18 protein-coding genes are annotated in these 17,534 nt (G+C 60.5%); 10 read left to right on the top strand and 8 right to left on the bottom strand.

Annotated elements, in window-relative coordinates:
• The first annotated feature begins 18 nt into the window (after positions 1 to 18).
• From accB to K419_RS0100755, 4 genes are all read left to right on the top strand, one after another.
• Positions 19 to 486: an acetyl-CoA carboxylase biotin carboxyl carrier protein gene (gene accB / locus K419_RS0100770; RefSeq protein WP_026839876.1), complete on the top strand. Its 468-nt coding sequence runs from the start codon at positions 19 to 21 to the stop codon at positions 484 to 486.
• A gap of 119 nt (positions 487 to 605) precedes the next feature.
• Positions 606 to 1,946 (top strand): acetyl-CoA carboxylase biotin carboxylase subunit, encoded by a 1,341-nt coding sequence (gene accC, locus K419_RS0100765; RefSeq protein ID WP_026839875.1) that lies wholly within the window; start codon positions 606 to 608, stop codon positions 1,944 to 1,946.
• Positions 1,947 to 1,949: 3 nt separating this feature from the next.
• Complete coding sequence (gene gcvH, locus K419_RS0100760; protein WP_026839874.1) at positions 1,950 to 2,339, top strand: glycine cleavage system protein GcvH; 390 nt, start codon at positions 1,950 to 1,952, stop codon at positions 2,337 to 2,339.
• Positions 2,340 to 2,413: 74 nt separating this feature from the next.
• Positions 2,414 to 3,235 carry a menaquinone biosynthetic enzyme MqnA/MqnD family protein gene (locus K419_RS0100755; protein WP_026839873.1) on the top strand — a complete coding sequence of 274 codons (822 nt, stop codon included), beginning with the start codon at positions 2,414 to 2,416 and terminating at the stop codon, positions 3,233 to 3,235.
• A 159-nt stretch (positions 3,236 to 3,394) separates the two neighbouring features.
• Here K419_RS0100755 and K419_RS0100750 read toward each other — a convergent pair whose 3' ends face one another.
• Positions 3,395 to 3,847: an NUDIX domain-containing protein gene (locus tag K419_RS0100750; protein WP_026839872.1), complete on the bottom strand. Its 453-nt coding sequence runs from the start codon at positions 3,845 to 3,847 to the stop codon at positions 3,395 to 3,397.
• Positions 3,848 to 3,936: 89 nt separating this feature from the next.
• Complete coding sequence (locus tag K419_RS0100745) at positions 3,937 to 4,230, bottom strand: PxxKW family cysteine-rich protein (RefSeq protein ID WP_012530000.1); 294 nt, start codon at positions 4,228 to 4,230, stop codon at positions 3,937 to 3,939.
• Between the two features lie 235 nt (positions 4,231 to 4,465).
• Here K419_RS0100745 and K419_RS0100740 point away from each other — a divergent pair, with 235 nt between their 5' ends.
• The 5 genes from K419_RS0100740 to K419_RS0100720 all read left to right on the top strand — a co-directional run bounded on the left by K419_RS0100740 (position 4,466) and on the right by K419_RS0100720 (position 9,281).
• Positions 4,466 to 5,890 (top strand): phosphoglucomutase/phosphomannomutase family protein, encoded by a 1,425-nt coding sequence (locus tag K419_RS0100740; protein WP_026839871.1) that lies wholly within the window; start codon positions 4,466 to 4,468, stop codon positions 5,888 to 5,890.
• 487 nt (positions 5,891 to 6,377) lie between these two features.
• Complete coding sequence (gene nifU, locus K419_RS0100735; RefSeq protein ID WP_026839870.1) at positions 6,378 to 7,232, top strand: Fe-S cluster assembly protein NifU; 855 nt, start codon at positions 6,378 to 6,380, stop codon at positions 7,230 to 7,232.
• Positions 7,229 to 8,398 (top strand): cysteine desulfurase NifS, encoded by a 1,170-nt coding sequence (gene nifS, locus K419_RS0100730; protein ID WP_026839869.1) that lies wholly within the window; start codon positions 7,229 to 7,231, stop codon positions 8,396 to 8,398. Before nifU ends, nifS begins: the two co-directional genes overlap by 4 nt.
• A gap of 128 nt (positions 8,399 to 8,526) precedes the next feature.
• On the top strand, positions 8,527 to 8,952 hold the full coding sequence (locus K419_RS0100725) for an HI0074 family nucleotidyltransferase substrate-binding subunit (RefSeq protein ID WP_026839868.1): 426 nt from the start codon (positions 8,527 to 8,529) through the stop codon (positions 8,950 to 8,952).
• Positions 8,953 to 8,957: 5 nt separating this feature from the next.
• Positions 8,958 to 9,281, top strand: a complete 324-nt coding sequence (locus K419_RS0100720; RefSeq protein WP_026839867.1) for a nucleotidyltransferase family protein — start codon at positions 8,958 to 8,960, stop codon at positions 9,279 to 9,281.
• Between the two features lie 60 nt (positions 9,282 to 9,341).
• Here the strand turns inward: K419_RS0100720 and K419_RS0100715 are convergent, their stop codons facing one another.
• Positions 9,342 to 9,572 carry a ribbon-helix-helix protein, CopG family gene (locus K419_RS0100715; protein ID WP_026839866.1) on the bottom strand — a complete coding sequence of 77 codons (231 nt, stop codon included), beginning with the start codon at positions 9,570 to 9,572 and terminating at the stop codon, positions 9,342 to 9,344.
• 86 nt (positions 9,573 to 9,658) lie between these two features.
• On the opposite strand from K419_RS0100715, the gene modF reads away from it, so the two are divergent.
• The gene (gene modF / locus K419_RS0100710) at positions 9,659 to 11,116 is read left to right on the top strand and encodes a molybdate ABC transporter ATP-binding protein ModF (protein WP_026839865.1); all 1,458 of its coding nucleotides are present in this window, start codon (positions 9,659 to 9,661) and stop codon (positions 11,114 to 11,116) included.
• An 85-nt stretch (positions 11,117 to 11,201) separates the two neighbouring features.
• On the opposite strand, the gene mobA is transcribed toward modF, so the two are convergent.
• From mobA to fdnG, 5 genes are read right to left on the bottom strand one after another with little or no spacing between them, the layout of a single operon-like run.
• The gene (gene mobA, locus K419_RS21440) at positions 11,202 to 11,912 is read right to left on the bottom strand and encodes a molybdenum cofactor guanylyltransferase (RefSeq protein WP_035496726.1); all 711 of its coding nucleotides are present in this window, start codon (positions 11,910 to 11,912) and stop codon (positions 11,202 to 11,204) included.
• 12 nt (positions 11,913 to 11,924) lie between these two features.
• Positions 11,925 to 12,767, bottom strand: coding sequence for a formate dehydrogenase accessory protein FdhE (locus K419_RS0100700; RefSeq protein ID WP_026839864.1), 843 nt, complete (start codon positions 12,765 to 12,767; stop codon positions 11,925 to 11,927).
• 30 nt (positions 12,768 to 12,797) lie between these two features.
• Entirely contained in the window at positions 12,798 to 13,412 is a 615-nt protein-coding gene (locus K419_RS0100695) for a formate dehydrogenase subunit gamma (protein WP_012530008.1), read from the bottom strand.
• Positions 13,405 to 14,193 carry a 4Fe-4S dicluster domain-containing protein gene (locus K419_RS0100690; protein WP_026839863.1) on the bottom strand — a complete coding sequence of 263 codons (789 nt, stop codon included), beginning with the start codon at positions 14,191 to 14,193 and terminating at the stop codon, positions 13,405 to 13,407. The genes K419_RS0100695 and K419_RS0100690 overlap by 8 nt, the downstream gene beginning before the upstream one ends.
• A gap of 3 nt (positions 14,194 to 14,196) precedes the next feature.
• Complete coding sequence (gene fdnG / locus K419_RS0100685) at positions 14,197 to 17,376, bottom strand: formate dehydrogenase-N subunit alpha (protein WP_084154072.1); 3,180 nt, start codon at positions 17,374 to 17,376, stop codon at positions 14,197 to 14,199.
• Positions 17,377 to 17,534: the final 158 nt, after the last annotated feature.

Here is a 17,534-nt window from a genome sequence, read left to right as displayed (position 1 = left end):
AATGCAAAGGAGATAGATGTGGATATAAAAGACCTGAAGATGCTGATAAAGATGGTGACCGAGACCGACATCACCGAGTTCGAGCTGGAAAACGCAGAGGACAAGGTCGTCATCAAAAGGGGGTGCAGCTCCGCCGCTCCCCAGTTCCAGATGCAGGCCCCGGTGTACCAGTACGCTCCTGCCGCTCCCGCCGCAGCTGCAGCTGCAGCACCGGCCGCTGCGCCGGCTGCCGCCGAAAAAGAGCAGGGTGACGTGGTCACTTCCCCCATCGTCGGCACCTTCTACCGCTCACCGGCTCCGGACGCGGCTCCCTACGTGGAGGTCGGCCAGATCGTCGAGAAAGGGCAGGTCCTCTGCATCGTCGAGGCTATGAAGCTCATGAACGAGATCGAGGCCGAGTTCAAGTGCAAGATCGTAAAGATCAGCAAAGAGAACGCACAACCGGTCGAGTACGGCGACGCGCTTTTCGTTGTGGAAAAGCTGTAACAACAGATTGGGAAAAAGATAAAGATCAGGACTAGATTCAGTTGATGTCGCTTCCTGATTTAGTCTTAGTCTAAAACTTAATCTTAGTCTTAATCTTAATCTGTTCTCTGGAGATATAAATGTTTCATAAAATTCTTATCGCCAACAGGGGTGAGATCGCCCTCAGGATCATCAGAACCTGCAAGGAGATGGGGATCAAGACGGTCGCCGTCTACTCCACGGCCGACAGCGAGTCGCTCCACGTGAAGCTCGCCGACGAGAGCGTCTGCATCGGTCCGCCCCCCAGCCTCTCCAGCTACTTGAACATAAACGCCATCATCTCCGCGGCGGAACTGACCGACGCGGAAGCGATCCACCCCGGCTACGGGTTCCTCTCCGAGAACCCGATCTTCGCAGAGATCTGCGAGAAGTGCGGCATCACCTTCATCGGACCTACCGCGGAAAGCATGCGCATCATGGGCGACAAGATCTCCGCCCGCCAGGCGGTCATCAAGGTCGGCGTCCCCATCCTTCCCGGTACCAAGGAAGGGGTGCATGACGTCAACGAAGCGATCCGCGTCGCCAAGGAGATCGGCTTCCCGGTCATCATCAAGGCCACGGCGGGGGGCGGCGGACGCGGCATGAAGATCGTCCACTCCCCGGCGGCGCTCCCGAACGCCTTCGCCACCGCGCGCGCCGAAGCGCAGTCCGGTTTCGGCAACCCCGAGGTCTACATCGAGCGCTACTGCGAGAGTCCGCGCCACGTCGAAATCCAGATCCTCGCCGACAAACACGGCAACGTGGTGCACCTGGGCGAGCGCGACTGCTCGATCCAGCGCCGCCACCAGAAGGTGATCGAGGAGGCTCCCTCCACCGTCACCACTCCGGAACTGAGGAAAGCGATGGGCGATGCTGCGGTCGCCGCGGCCAAGGCGGTCAACTACTGCAGCGTCGGCACCATGGAATTCCTCGTCGACAAGAACAACAACTTCTTCTTCATGGAGATGAACACCCGCGTCCAGGTGGAGCACCCGGTGACCGAGATGGTGACCGGCGTGGACGTCGTGAAGGAGCAGATCCGCTCCGCATACGGCCTGAAACTGCGCTACACCCAGGACGACATCAAGATCAAGGGACACTCCATCGAGTGCCGCATCAACGCGGAGGACTCGGTGAAATTCACCCCCTGCCCGGGAAAGATCACCGATCACCACACCCCCGGCGGTCTCGGCGTCAGGGTCGACTCCTTCGTCTACACCAACTACTCCGTGCTGCCGCACTACGACTCCCTGATCGCCAAGCTGATCGTGCATGCCGACACCAGGGAAGAGGCGATCAAGAGGATGGCCCGCGCGCTGGACGAGTACATCGTGGAAGGGATCAAGACCACCATCCCGTTCCACAAGAGAATCATGGCCAACAAAGACTTCATCGAAGGGAACATAGACACCGGCTTCATCGAAAGGCTGGTACTGGAGTAAACTATGGACTTTCCCGAAGAGCTTAAATACAGCAAGGAACACGTGTGGGTGCGCATCGAAGGAGAACGCGCCGTAATCGGCATCACCGATTATGCCCAGACCGAATTGGGCAACGTCACTTCCGTCGAGCTTCCCGAACCGGGCGACGAGTTGGAGCAGGACGATTCCTTCGGGTCCGTCGAGGCGAGGAAGACCGTTGCCGAGCTGTACGCCCCGCTTTCCGGCACCGTGCTGGAGGTAAACTCAGAACTGGGGAACGCGCCGGAGTTCGTCAACGACGATCCTTACGACGCGGGGTGGCTGGTGGTCATCGAGGTGGCGGACTCCGAGGAGTCGAATCTCCTTATGTCCGCCGAACACTACGAGGATTACGTCGCCGTAGCGGAAGATTAAGAATCAGATGCACATATACAGGAAAAGGCGAGAGCATCTCTCGCCTTTTCCTTTTACAGCCCCGGAGTTCTTCAGTGACTATCAACATCGGACACATCAAGTACGCAAACTGCACCCCCATCTTCACCGCTCTCGCCTCGCACTTCGACTGCAGCGGATACCGCTTCGTGGACGGCGTCCCGGCCGACTTGAACGCCATGCTCCGCTCGGGAGAGATCGATCTAAGCCCGTCCTCGTCGATCGAGTACGCTACCGCGCACGAGCAGTACTGCCTGCTCCCCAGCCTTTCCATCAGCTCCATCGGCGCGGTCAAGAGCGTTTTCCTCTTCTCCTCCGTCCCGGTGGAGGAGCTCGATGGCTGCTCCATCGGGTTGAGCGCCGAATCCGACACCTCGGTGAATCTGCTCAAGGTGCTCTTGGCGCGGAAGTACGGTTTCAGCAACAGCTTCGAGAGGACCCGCGAGCCTCTCGTCGAGGCGCTCAAGCGCTTCCCGGGCCTGCTCCTGATCGGGGACGCAGCCCTCAAGGGTGCCGCCTCGGGAGTCGCCGCTTACTGCTACGACTTGGGGCAACTCTGGTACGACTTCACCGGGCTCCCCTTTGTCTTTGCCTTGTGGATCGTGAGGCGCGACGCCGCCTCCGCGAAGCATGGCGGGATGACCATGCTGGCACGAGACCTGGTCGCGGCCAAGGAACTCGCCTATCGCAGCTACCCCGAGATCGCCGCATCCTGCCAGGAGCGGGAATGGATCGGGGAAAGCGACCTGGTGGACTACTGGAACACCATCAACTACGAGCTGACCGAGGCGCACATAGAGGGGGCGCGCCTGTTCTTCCGCCATGCCTTCGAATTGGGGCTCATCCCGACTTTGCCTCAGATACGGTTCTTCGAATGAGGGGAGAGGCGCGTGAACCAATTGACAATTGACAATTGATAATTGACAACGAAAGGCAATCGTCAGTTATAGGCATGAAGCTCGGCTGCATGTGAACGGACAATGGGGGAGGGGCGAGTGATCGTCTCGCCCCTTTTTTCAGCTCTCGCTGAAGCGGCGCTAGATGGTCCCCGCTTCTTTTCTTTGACGGTAGTCGGAGAGGATCTTGCCGTGGTCGAAGCAAAGGGGCTGCGGCAGCTTGTCGATGGGAAACACCGCCAGGTTGGCGGCGTCGTCTCCTGCCTTCGGGGTGCCTGCGGCCGTGGCGACATACACTGTGGAGATATTGTGGCTGCGGGTGTCCCGCGAAGGGTCGGAATAGCATCCCAAAAGCCTCAGCTCGGTCACCTCGAGCGAGGTCTCTTCCAGCATCTCCCGGGCCGCGGCGGCCTCAAGGGACTCGCCGTAGTCGACGAAGCCGCCTGGTATCGCCCACCCGAAAGGCTCGTTGCGCCGCTCGATCAAAACAATCCCCTCCGGCAGCTCGATGATGACGTCGACCGTCGGGAGAGGGTTCTTGTACTGCTTGACCCTGGTGCCGCAGGCGGGGCAGGCCAGATAGTCAAAGGGCATGGGGCACCTCCACGAGGGATTTTGAGCAAAAAAAGGGGAGGACATCGGTATCGGTCCTCCCCTTAAGGTACAGCGTGTTTCGGTGTGTGCTACTTCTTCTTCTTGGCGCCTGCTGCTTTCTTGGATGCTTTCAGCGGGTTGACTTTGGCGTCGTCGGTCTTGAGCTCAACCTTCACGTGGGTAGCGAAGTTGCAGATGCCTGCGGACCATTTCTTCTCGGGGGCGGGGTATGCGCTGCAAACCTTCCCGATGGTGCCGTCGACGACCCTGTCACAACCCTCGCAATTTTCCACTACCGGCTGGCAAGCGCCTTCAGTGAATACACAACCTTGTTTGCCCATGAAAGTGCACTCGGCACCAGGAAGTACGGTTTGACATTGCATGTTTTAAGCCTCCTGAATTCCTTCGTAATCGTTGATAGAGGCTACCATACCAATTTCGAAAGAAAAATGTCAACCCACTTTTTTCCGTAAAAAGTTGACTCTCCAAAAGCGATGCATTAATCTCTAGTAATTATTTTTTCAGGCCGCTTGGTGCTGTGATTTCGCCTCCTTCCATCGGAGCGAGCGGGTGTTCACCTCACCATCTGGTGTCTATTCAATTGTTCAGGAGGGATTTATGCAGCGTATCACTTTCGGCACCTCTGGCTGGCGCGGCATCATGTGCGAAGATTTCATCTTTGAGAACGTGAAGGTAGTCACTCAGGCCATTGCGGACAACGTCAAGGCCTCCGGCGAGGCACGCAAGGGAATCATTGTAGGATACGACTCCCGTTTCATGGGCGAATCCTTCGCCCGGGAGGCCGCCCGCGTGCTGACTGGAGCCGGCATCACCACCTATCTTTGCATCCGCGACACCCCCACCCCGGTAATCGCCTTCGAGATCCTCAGGCGCGGCACGGCCGGCGCCATCAACTTCACCGCCAGCCACAACCCCCCCGAATACAACGGCATCAAGTTTTCCCCCTCCTGGGGGGGACCTGCCCTGCCGCAGACCACCACCGACATCGAAAACCGCGCCAACGAGATGGCGGGAGAGATCTGCTACACGGAGTGCTCCATCGACGATGCGATGCAAAAGGGGCTTCTGGTGGAGATCGACCCGATGCAGGCCTATCTGGATGATCTGGCAACCAAGGTCGATTTCGCCGCCATCGCCAAGTTGGGGACCATCGCCGTAAATCCTCTCTACGGCACCGCCCGCGGCTACCTCGCCGAACCGCTCAAGGCTCACGGTGTCAAGGTGGTGCAGATGAACGCCAATCGCGACCCCTACTTCGGCGGATTCCCCCCCGAACCTTCCGAGAAATACATCCAGGACTTCATCCGGCTGGTGCAGCAGGACCCTTCCATCACCCTGGGGATCGCCACCGACGGCGACGCGGACCGCTTCGGCATCGTCGATAGCGACGGCAGTTTCATTGAGCCCAATTACATCATCGCGCTGCTCCTCGATTACCTGGTCCGGGTAAAGGGGATGACCGGCGGGGTAGGGCGCTCCGTCGCCACCTCGCATCTGGTGGACGCCGTCGCCAAGCTGCACGGGATCGAGGTGTTCGAGACGCCGGTGGGCTTCAAGTTCATCGGCGAGCTGATCAGCCAGGACAAGATCATCATCGGCGGCGAAGAGAGCGCCGGGCTCACCATCAAGGGGCACGTCCCCGAAAAGGACGGCATCCTGGCCTGTCTGCTGGTGGCCGAGATGGTCGCTCGCGAAGGCAAGCCGGTGAAAGCCCTGCTGGAGCAGCTCTACGAGAAGGTGGGACGCTATCTCACCAAGCGCGTCAACATCACTTTGTCCCCGGAACTGGAAGAGGTCTTCCCGGAGCGCATCACGGCCACCCCAGCCGCTTTTGCGGGAGTCGCGGTAAAGCAGAAGGTGACGGTGGACGGAAACAAGTTCATCCTCGAAGACGGGAGCTGGCTCCTGTTCAGGAAATCGGGGACCGAACCGGTGGTGCGGCTTTACGCCGAGGCCTCCAGCGAGGCGCGCCTGCAGGCGCTTTTAGAAGCCGGCCGCGAGTTCATCGTGGGCAAAGCGTAAAGCCCGAAGCGTTGCACAATCGACAGCGATGGCGTTTTTTCGCCTGACGCGAAGGGCGCCGGGGCGGGTTTGAAAAAATGAAATGGGACGCGGATGCATCTGAAACACCATGACAGGAGGGTGATCGGACCCTCTCTCATTGGATTATCGGATTGCAGCTCCGTGCCCCATTTTTTTTGGAGCGCTATATCTTCATACTTGCTTATGCTGTTTTCTTACACAGATAGCGGGGGCGGCTCTTCTTCATGTATGACCGCCAGACGTTGTGGGTAGAAATTTTTTTGACCAAATTATCGATAGTTAAGTTGATTGAAGTCTTCGTCATCGGTCAATTGGACGGGCGTGCGGAGCGGGAATTGCAATTCCCCGCAGATGTTCACTCGGGGAGGTATACCCGACTGACGTGCCGTAGTTAAAAGCGCGTTTTTGGGTTTTCTTTCTATCAGCTCTGCGCTATGATACCCGGACTAATTAGAAGGGAGGGTCTATGTGGGACTACACAGATAAAGTTAAAGAACATTTCCTCAACCCCCGGAACGTGGGAGAGATTACCGATGCGGATGCGGTTGGCGAGGTGGGCAGTCTGGCCTGCGGCGACGCGCTTAAGCTGTTCATAAAGCTGGACGAGAAAAAAGAACGGATCGTCGATGCCAGGTTCCAGACCTTTGGTTGCGGCAGCGCCATCGCGTCTTCTTCCGCACTCACCGAGATGGTGAAGGGGAAGACCCTGGACGAGGCGCTGCAGATCAGCAACCAGGAGATCGCCGATTTTCTCGGGGGGCTCCCCGAAGAGAAGATGCACTGCTCGGTCATGGGGCAGGAGGCGCTCGAGGTCGCCATCGCTAAATACCGCGGCGTCGAGGCGCCCAAGCACGGACACGACCACGTCGAGACCGAGGGTGAGATCGTCTGCAAGTGCTTCGGCCTGACCGATATCTTCCTCAAGAAGGTCATCGCCTCCAACAAGCTGCACACCGCCGAACAGGTGACCCACTTCACCAAGGCGGGCGGCGCCTGCGGCGGCTGCATCCCGAAGATCAAGGAGCTGATCGCCGAGGTAATGGGCGAGGAGAAGAAGGCCGCGCCGGAGAGGCCGACGAAGCTCACCAACCTGAAGAAGATGCAGTTGATCCAGGAGACCCTGGAGAACGAGATCCGTCCCCAGCTTTGGGCCGACGGCGGCGACCTCGAACTGATCGACATCGACGGTGCCAACGTGCAGGTCGCCTTCCGCAAGGCATGCGCCGGCTGCGCCTCTTCCGGCAACACCGCGAAATTTGTCGAGCAGAAGCTGCGTGAGATGGTTTCTCCTGACATCACCGTGCAGGAGGTTCAGGGATGAAAGAGATCTATCTTGACAACAACGCCACCACCAGGGTGGACGAGCGGGTTTTCGAGGAGATGCGTCCCTATTTCTGCGAGCTGTACGGCAACCCGAGCTCAATGCACTTCTTCGGCGGTCAGGTGCAAAAGAAAGTGGACGAGGCACGCAGCCGCGTCGCCGCGCTTCTGGGTGCGCTCCCCGACGAGATCGTCTTCACCGCCTGCGGGACCGAGAGCGACAACGCCGCCATTCGTTCCGCGCTGGAGGTCTTCCCCGAGAAGCGCCACATCATAACCAGCCGCGTCGAGCACCCCGCGGTGCTCACTCAGTGCCGCAACCTCACCAAGCGCGGGTACCGGGTCACCGAGCTGAACGTGGACGGCAACGGGCAACTTGACTTGAAGGAACTCGAGGCGGCGCTGGATGACGATACCGTCATCGTCTCCCTCATGTACGCCAACAACGAAACCGGCGTCATCTTCCCCATCGAGGAAGCCGCCAAGATGGTGAAGGCGAAGGGCGCTCTGTTCCACACCGACGCCGTTCAGGCCGTGGGCAAGATCCCGCTCAACATGGCCGAATCCGCCATTGACCTCCTTTCCCTCTCCGGGCACAAGCTGCACGCCCCCAAAGGGGTAGGCGTTCTTTACGTGCGCCGCGGCACGCCGTTCCGTCCGCTTCTGGTCGGCGGGCACCAGGAGCGCGGACGCAGGGCGGGGACCGAGAACACCGCCTCCATCATCGCCATGGGCAAGGCCTGCGAGCTTGCCCACCTGCACATGCCCGAGGAAGCGGGGCGCGTGCGCGAGATGCGCGACAGGCTGGAGCGCGAACTGACCGCGCTCATCCCCAACACCAGGATCAACGGCGGCGGCACCAACCGTCTCCCCAACACCCTTTCCATCGCCATGGAATTCGTGGAAGGGGAGGGGATCCTGCTGCTCCTTTCCGAGAAGGGAATCTGCGCCTCCTCCGGCAGCGCCTGCACCTCGGGCTCCCTGGAGCCGTCCCACGTGCTGCGCGCCATGGGTGTTCCGTTTACCTGCGCTCACGGCTCCATCCGCTTCTCGCTTTCCAGGTTCACCACCGACGCCGAGATCGACGCCGTGATCAGGGAACTCCCCCCGATCATCAGCCGCCTGCGCCAGATGTCGCCCTTTGGCAGGGAGTTCCTCAACAAGTAGGACCCCGCAGGCAGGTTATAAAGACAAGGGGTGAGCGACTTTCGCTCACCCCTTTATTTATTGCCGGTTTGTTTCGCTTCTGATAATAAGTGCAGCGGTACTTCTCCATCAACAAAGGACGGTGCGATATGAGCCTCGACTTCAGCCCGCTGCAAAGCGCCATAGGCCAGCTCGAAAAAAGCATAAGGTTCGCGCATTCGCCTATGGCGGAAGATCGCGACCTGTTCGAACAACTGCGCAACTCTGTCATCCAGTGCTTCGAGTTCACCTATGAGCTGAGTCACAAGATGCTCAGGAGGTTCCTTGAAGAGACAGCGGCCAGCCCTGAGGAAAACGACCTGAGCACTTTCCAGAACCTGATCCGGACCGGCAACGAGAAGGGGTTGCTCCGTTCCGATTGGTCCATGTGGAAAATCTATCGGCAGGCGCGCACCGACAGCAGCCACACCTATGACGAAGGGAAGGCTGAGGCCGTTTACGCGGTAGCCCCCGACTTCCTCGAAGAAGCGAGATATCTGTACGGGCAATTGGTTTCAAAAAGCAGGGAAGGGTGATTGAGATGGAAGAGCAGCACCGGATAGATCTGAAGCAGCAGGAATGGGAGCTGGTGAAGCGGATATTGAATCAGCTTGTTCCCGGTCTGGAAGTGTGGGCTTTTGGGTCCCGCACCAATGGCAAAGCAAAACGCTACTCAGATCTTGACCTTGCAGTTATCTCTCAACAGCCGCTGCCGCTTGCGACTATGGCTGCTCTCCGCGAGGCATTCGATGAGTCGGACCTGCCGATGAAGGTGGATGTTGTCGATTGGGCCACCACCAGAGAGCCATTCAGGAAGATCATCTCCGACAACAATGTCGTGGTGCAACCCGCGAAGCAGTGCTGAAACGTGGACATCCCGCCAACTACTCGATACGCCTCGCGCCGGTGGGCGACTTCTACGACATTATAGCCGGCCATTTTCCTTCAACTCTTTCAGCAGGCTCTCGTACGTTACCAGCGGCTCGTGGGCCCGTTCTTCAAAGGCAGCGAGATCCTCGGCGTCCTCGGCGAGTGTCCTGCGCACCGCATCGTTGACCAGATCGGAAACCGAACGCGACGTCTCCAGCGCCTTGTGCTTTAAAGCCTTGTGCATTGCCGCATCGAGATAGATTGTCGTTCTCTTTCTTTCAGACATAACTTTCCTCCACTTCAGAGGATAACCTTTATGACGTCTAAGCATCAAGAAGCCGCTAATGCGGCGAATAAATATCGGATGGAACAGTGAATATCGTTTTGCAGGACGCAGTAGCCAAGATACACAACGGGAAAAACCTGGAAGGGATCACCTTCAACATTGAAGCGGACGAGCAATGGGCCATCATCGGGGCCAACGGTTCGGGGAAATCGGCGCTGGGGAAACTCCTCTGCGGCGAACTGAAGGTCGCTTCCGGCATCTGCCGCATCCCGGCCAAAGCCGGGTACGTCTCCTTCGAGAAGATCGACGAGCTCCTGGAAACGGAACGCTACAACGACGACTCCGACTTTCTCGGTTACGTCACCCAAGGCACACCGGTGGCCAAGTTCATCCTCTCCGGCTCCCACGCCGACGAGGCGACGCTGCTCGAACTCGTCCAGGAGATGGAGTTCACCGGCATCCTGGAGCGTGGCATCAAGTTCCTCTCCACCGGAGAGATGCGCAAGGTCTTGATCTGCAAATCCCTGTTGCTGGAACCGGAGCTGCTTGTGCTGGACGAGCCGTTCGACGGGCTGGACCAGCATTCCTGCGAAGTGCTGCGCACCCTTATCAGCCGCTGCATCGGGCGCGGCATCCGGGTGATCCTGCTCCTGAACCGCTTCAGCGAGATCGTCCCCGAAATCACGCACGTGGCTTACCTGAAAGAGTGCCGCATCTTCATGAGCGGCACCAAGAACGAGATGCTCGATTCCGAGGCGCTGCGCCGGTTCCACGCCTTTCATTACACCCTTCCCGACCGGTTACCGGAGATAGATTGCGCGCACCGCCCTGAGCCGATTCCGGCTGGGGTGCCGCTAGTCGAGATGAAGGACGTGAAAGTCTCTTACGGCGGCAAACCCGTCCTCTCCGGGCTTTCCTGGACCGTAACGCCCGGGGAGCACTGGAAGATAACGGGGCCGAACGGCTCGGGGAAATCCACTTTGCTGAGCCTCGTCAGCGGGGACAACACCCAGGCCTACGCCAACGACATCGCTCTTTTCGGCAGGAAGCGGGGGACCGGCGAGACGGTCTGGGACATCAAGAAGCGGATCGGTTTGGTTTCCACTACGCTGCAGCAGGATTACCGGGTGGGTGGTTCCGCCAAGATGGTGGTCGTCTCCGGCTTCTTCGACTCCATCGGCGTCTATTCAGACCCTTCCCCCAGGCAGCTCGAAATCGCCCAGGAATGGCTGGAACTGCTGCACATGAACCACCGCGCCGGCGACACCTTCCGCGAGCTCTCCTATGGCGAGCAGAGGCTGGTACTTTTGGCCCGGGCCATGGTGAAGCAGCCGGACCTGTTGATCCTGGATGAACCGTGCCAGGGACTGGACGACGTGAACCGGGAGATGGTGCTGAAGCTGGTGGATCACCTAGGAAGGACGGGGGACACCCAGATCCTCTACGTGAACCATCACTCCGAGGACCGGATTCCCTGCATCGCCAACCACATGGAGTTGGTCCCCGCCGCAGGCGGCGGTTACACCGCCAAGATTGTCCACTGAGAGTGCTTGTCTCCCCTCGCCCTTTGGGAGAGGGGCGGGGGTGAGGGCGCTGCGATCAGGCAAAAATCCGGTTCAGTAGTGATCCCTATCCTGTCACGCTCAATGCGCCGCGAGCATTCCCCTCGGCCTCTTCGACCGAGCCCGCCGCCGGCCGTAGCGCAAGCCCGCAAAACGCGCGTTCCTCCTCCCTGAGTGCGAAGTAGTCGTCAGGCGTGTTGATGTTCTTGAAGGAGTCGAAGCGGGGGTCGATGCGCGCTACCTCATCCGGCGTTACATCCCAGACCCTAACCTCCGGAAAGAAGGAGACGATGCGCCGCCTCCCGGCGTCAAGCGAGCGCTCCATAGCCGGGAGACACCCTTTCCCGTACAGCGCGTGCAGCGGCTCCGCCCCCTTGTCTCCGTGGGGGATCACCACGTCCCCCCGGTCCCGGTACCTCGCCAGCATGGCGATCAGCTCCGGGTTCAGGTACGGCATGTCGCACGCAACAGCAAAGATGTACGGGGTCCGGCTCTGCTGCAGCCCGGCGTGCAGCCCCGCCAGGGTACCCATCCCTGGGTACAGGTCACCTGTCTTCCGGCAGGGGAGAAAGTCGTACTGCTCCGGCGTGTTGGTGACCAGCAGCACGTCGTCGAAGAGCTCCCCTAGCAGGCGGTGGATCGACTCGATGAAACGCCCGCCCCGGTAGGGAAGCAGGGCCTTGTTGCTCCCCATGCGGCTGGAGACCCCCCCCGCCAGGATGACCCCGGTTATCCCCCCCGCGGCGACCGGCCGTCTTGCAGCTCTTGTCTTCTTCATAAGCTGTCCTTTCTACTTGCCCCTCACGAACCCTTCTCTGGACGCCAGCAGGTCCAGGTGGATGGTCAGCAGATCCTCCACCTCCAGCGGCACCTCGCCCCCACCCTTCCTTGTATCGCGCGTCTTGATGTACCGGCTGCAAGCCCGGCAGGTATCGACCCTGGTCGCCCCTTCGCCCGCGGTGAAGTAGGAGAGCTGTTGCGGATCTTCGCAGCCGCAGGACGGGCATTTGATCCTGCGGAAGGACCAGCTGTAGCTGCAGGTCGAGCAGCAGAGGCGGCGCTCACCTTCGTCGCCTGAGAGCTCTGCCATGGCCGGACGCGCGCCGCAGACGGGGCAGACGCTTTCGTGCCACCCGGGGAAGGCCCCCGCGCCGAGCACGGCGGCGCAAGGCTCCAGCGCTGCCTTCAGCGGAATCTCCAGGATGTACTCAAGAAGCGGTCCCGGCACCCCAAGTGCCAGGGAAGCCTCGTCCAGCGGGGCGCGGCGCCGCTCCAATATGGCCGCCAGCATAGGCTCCGGGTCGAGCTCTCCGGTCTGCAGCGCCTCCCCGATACTCCGTAGCGCCGCCGCCCCCTCCGTGCTCTCCGCCTCCAGCACCGTCACCAAACCGGCCAGGAAGGTGACCAATGCCAACCGGTCCACCCTCAGCTCCGAGGGGGAGATGAGCGGAAAGCCGTTCGAGCTCCTTTGCTCCTGGTCCACCCCGGCGAGTTCTACCCCGATGCCGGTGCCTCCTTCGTGCTGCAACAGGTAGTGGTAGACCGCCGCGAAGAACGGCGCGATGGCCGCATATTCCGGCGCCCGGTGCACCGCGCTCTGCAGCGCCTCGATTTTCCTCTCCGTGCTGTACATTTCCGGCTCCTGTCTGTGTGGTCTCAAGGTTTATTTCCCGCCGGTCCGCTCCCTGTACCATCTCGGGTGGTGATGCCGCGCCCAATCCTTGCGGACGTCTCCGTAGAGCATCCCCTGCACCGTCCCCGGGTTGCCGATGGTTGCCAGGTAGACGTGCAGCACCATGAACATGATGGAACCCACGAACATCAGCCCGTGCAGCATCAGCGAGATCTGCACGATCCAGCGCGGGAAAGCGGTGGGGACCCAGATGAAGAGGCCGGTGATCCCCAATACCAGGGTGGCTACCGCTATGAACAGGGCGAACATCTTCTGCCCCGGGTTGTACCTGCCGATGTGGAAATGATGCGGCTCGCGTGAGAGGTAGCCCCCCGCCTTCCTGAACCACTCCATGTCGTTGCTGTCGAAGCTGGAGATCTCCGCCCTGTGGTCCAGGTACATGTAGGCCGAACTCAGGAAGAAGATGGGTCCGGCGATCTTGTGGATGAGGATCGCGTTCTGCCCCCCGCCGAAGAAGTTGAAGTAGCCGTTGAACAGGCGCGAGAAGAGCCCCACCCCGGAGAGGACCAGGGTGAAGAAGCTCGCGGTCACGATCCAATGCAGCACGCGCTGCCGCGTACTGAAGCGCTCGATGTAGTTACTCATGACTTCCTCCCTTGTCTTCCGTCTCCTCGGTGCGCTGCGGGCCGACCGTCACGTAGTGCAGCAGCACCGCGCCGATGCTCCCCCAGAAACCGAGGATGCCCAGCGGTTTGATGACGTCCTTCCAGAGGAAGATCGAGGTGGGTATCTCCGGTTTCGCCGGCAAACCGTACTGCTCGGGCGGCCCTTCCAGCGCGTAGACCACCCCGAGCCCCAAGAGGTCGTCCACCCCGTAGAGCTTTTTCTTGGCGGCCGTGGCCTTGGCTATCAGATCGTTGCGGTTGCCGAACTGCAGCGCCTGGGTGGGACACGCCTTGGCGCAGGCGGGGGACATCCCTGCCGCGATCCGGTCATAGCAGAGATGGCACTTGGCGACCTTGTCGTTGCTGTCGTAGCGCGGGATGTTGAAGGGGCAGGCCGAGACGCAGTACTTGCAGGCGATGCATTTCTCCTTGTTGAAGACGACGCTCCCTTCCTTGGTCCGGTACAAGGCACCCGGGGAGGGGCAGACCTTGATGCACCCAGCGTCGCCGCAGTGCATGCAGCGCTGGTTTAAAAACTGCCATACCGTCTGGCCCGAGCTCTCCTTTTCGATGAACCTGATGCGGTTGTAGAGCGCCGGGGTCAGGTCGCGCGGGTTCTCGGTGCTCCCCATGTTGGCGGTTTTGTCCGCCTCCAGTTTGTTCCACTGCTTGCACGCCACCTGGCAGGAGCGGCAGCCGATGCACTTGGAAGTATCGACAAGAAAGCCTTTACGGCCGCTTCGATTAATAGTGTCGGCCATGGCTCACCCCTTTCTCGCGATCCCGGCCATGAACGCCTTGGTCTCGGGAATCATCGTATTGGCGTCCCCCGCGGTGGGGGTCAGCAGGTTGGCGGCGTCTCCCACGCCGGGGGTGTGCCAGCCAAAGCACCAGGGGAGGCCGATCTGGTGCACGACCTTGTCCCCTATCTTCATCGGCTTCATGCGCACGGTCACCATGGCCACCGCCTCGACCTTGCCGCGGGCGGAGGCGACTTCGACCAGGTCGCCGTTGGCGATCCCCTTTTCCTTGGCGAGCTCCTGGCTGATCTCGCAGAACTGGCGCGGCTGCAGTTCCAATAGCCAAGGGGTGTTGCGGGTCATGACGCCGGTCTGCCAGTGTTCGGTGACCCGGTAGGTGGTGGCCACCAGCGGGAAGCGCGGGTCGGCGTTGGCGAGGATGTCCTCTTTCACCGCGGGGTCCTTGAAGATCTTCACGGCGGGGTTGTTGAGCTGCCTGGACATGAGGTTCTGGGCCAGAGGCGACTCCATCGGCTCGTAGTGCTCGGGGAAGGGGCCGTCTTTCAGCCCCGGGCCGAAGATCGCGGCTACCCCGTCCGCCCTCATGATGAAGGGCTTTCTCCCCTCCGCTCCTGCGGCAAGAGGCGGCCAGGGGCCGTCAGGGACGTCGCCCACCCATGCCCCCATTTTGCCGTCCGGCAGCACCGCCAACGGGTTCCAGTAGACCACTGCCTTTTTCACGTTGAACGGCTTGCCGCTTGGGTCGCACGAGGCGCGGTTGTAGATGATGCGGCGGTTCACCGGCCAGCACCAGCTCCATTCCGGGAACATCCCGAGGCCCGTGGGGTCCTTCTTGCCGCGCCGGGCCATCATGTTCCCTTTCTCGTTGTAGCTCTGGCAGAAGATCCACGAGCCGCAGGAGGTGCTCCCGTCGGCCTGGAGCTGGGCGAACCCTCCCACCAGTTCTCCCTTTTTGCCGAGAAGCTTCTTCGCTTCCCAGGGCTCCCGCGGTTTCGGGGGCGCCTCACCGGGTTTCAGCGGCTTGGCGGGCTCGGGCACATCCTGGAGGAAGTAGCCGTTGATCTCCTTGGCCACCTGGTGGATGTCGATGGAGCGGATGCTGCCGTCGGCCCTTTTGAAGCCGTAGTTCCAGGTAAGTTTCAAGAGTTGATCGGGGAGCGCGCCCCCTTCTTTCGCGTAGAGAGCCCTGATCGCCTGGTACAGGTCGTTCATGATCTCGGCGTCGGGCTTGCTCTGCCCGAGCGGCTTGACCGCCGCATAGCGCCACTGGGCCCAGCGCCCGGAGTTGGTGATGGAGCCTTCCTTCTCGAAGGATGCCGCCGCGGGAAGGAAGAAGACCTCCGTCTTCACCTTGGCCGGGTCCATCCCCGGTCCCTTCCAGAAAGAGGCGGTCTCGTTGTCGAAGAGGTTGACCGCCACCATCCAGTCGAGCTTGGCGAGGGCGCTGCGGACCTTGTTGGAGTTCGCCCCGGAACAGGCGGGGTTCTGCCCCCAGGCGTAGAACCCCTTGAATTTCCCCTTGAGCATGTTGTCGAAGATCATCAGCCAGGAGCCGTTCATGCCCGGGTCGAGCTTGGGGAGCCAGTTGTAGCCGAAGTCGTTTTCCTTGGTGGCGTTGTTGCCGTAGATCGCCTTCAGGTAGCTGACCAGGTACTTGTTGCGGTTACCCCACCAGTTGGCGCTCTGCGGGTCCTTGCTCTTCGGGGTGTGCTTCTCGATGTAGGCGGCCGTGGTGGGGAGGTCGGCCGAGGGGACCGGCATGTAGCCCGGGAGGATGTGGAACAAAAGTCCCTGGTCCGTCGACCCCTGCACGTTGGATTCGCCGCGCAGCGCGTTCACCCCGCCTCCGGCGACGCCGATGTTCCCTAAAAGCAGCTGGATGATGGACATGGTGCGGATGTTCTGGGTCCCCACCGTGTGCTGGGTCCACCCCATGGCGTAAAGCGAGGTGCCGGCGCGGTCGGGCCTGCCGGTGGAGGCGTAGAGCTGGTACACCTCCAGGAGCTTTTCCTTGGGCGTCCCGGTGGTCTTCGAGACCAGCTCCGGGGTGTAGCGGCTGTAGTGCTTCTTCAGGAGCTGGAAGACGCAGTTCGGGTCCTGCAGGGTCGGGTCCCTCCTGATGCTGTCGTCGGCCTCCTTCTGGAAGGACCAGCTTTTAACGTCGTAGCTCCGCTTCTGCGGGTCGTAACCCGAGAAGAGGCCGTCCAGTTCTCCCGGGAGCTTGAAGTCGCCGCTCACCAGATAGGAGGCGTTGGTGTACTCGGCCACGTACTGCTCGAAGTAGAGCTTGTTCTGCAGGATGTGGTTGATCATCCCGCCCAGGAAGGCGATGTCGGTTCCGGAGCGAAGCGGCGCGTACAGGTCCGACTTTGCGGCGCTGCGGGTGAAGCGGGGATCGACGCAGATGACCTTCGCCCCCGACTCCTTAGCCTTCAGGATCCAGCGGAAGGCGACCGGGTGGTTCTCGGCGGGATTCGCGCCCATGATGAGGATTACGTCGGCGTTCTTGAAATCTATCCAGTGGTTTGTCATCGCACCGCGTCCAAACGACTCTGCCAGAGCCGCTACAGTGGCGCTGTGTCAAATGCGCGCCTGATGTTCGATGTACACCAGGCCCAACCCCCTTAGAAATTTTTGGTACAGGTAGCATTCCTCGTTGTCCAGCGCGGCGCTGCCGACCGAGGCGATACCCATGGTGCGGTTCACCTCGGCCTCGATCTCCTTCTCGACCTCAACCCCGGCGACCTTTTCCTTGACCTTTATCTTGCTGGTGGGAACGAAGGAGGCGTCGCGGGTCGCCTTGGTCTTTCTGGCTATCTGGTCGAGCGCCCACTCCCAGGTCACCTCCTGCCAGGCTGCGGCGCCGGCAGCCCGGTACATCGGCTTGGTGATGCGCGCCTTGTTGTCGCGCAGCTGGTACACGGAAGAACCCTTGGGGCAGAGGGCCCCTTCGTTGATGGGGTGGTCCGGATCCCCTTCGACGTTGATGACGTTGTCGCCCTGGGTGTGCACGATCATGCCGCACCCGACGGAACAGTAGGGGCAGATGGTCGTGGTTTCCTTGGCGTGCTGGATGGCGAGTTCCTGGGCTTTCGCCTCGACCGGATCGAGGTTGAGACCCAGGGTGGTCGCCGCCACGCCGACACCCGAGATCTTTAAAAAGTTCCTCCGTGACACTTCCATGGCTGCTTCCTCCGTTTTTCACTGTGAAAAAACCCACCTGTTCCGCGTCGATTTTAAAACGTTGTGTCTTCATTATAATGAAAAGCCTGACGTTCTCATCTTATCCCTATGCATCTGTGATTTCAACTTAAGATGCAAAAAATTCTCTGGTGCGATAT

This window comes from Citrifermentans bremense R1 (assembly GCF_000426865.1).
Classification (GTDB): Bacteria; Desulfobacterota; Desulfuromonadia; order Geobacterales; family Geobacteraceae; genus Geomonas; species Geomonas bremensis.
The sequence above is the reverse complement of the archived record's forward strand: the minus strand, read 5'-3'. Positions and strand labels throughout refer to the sequence as shown.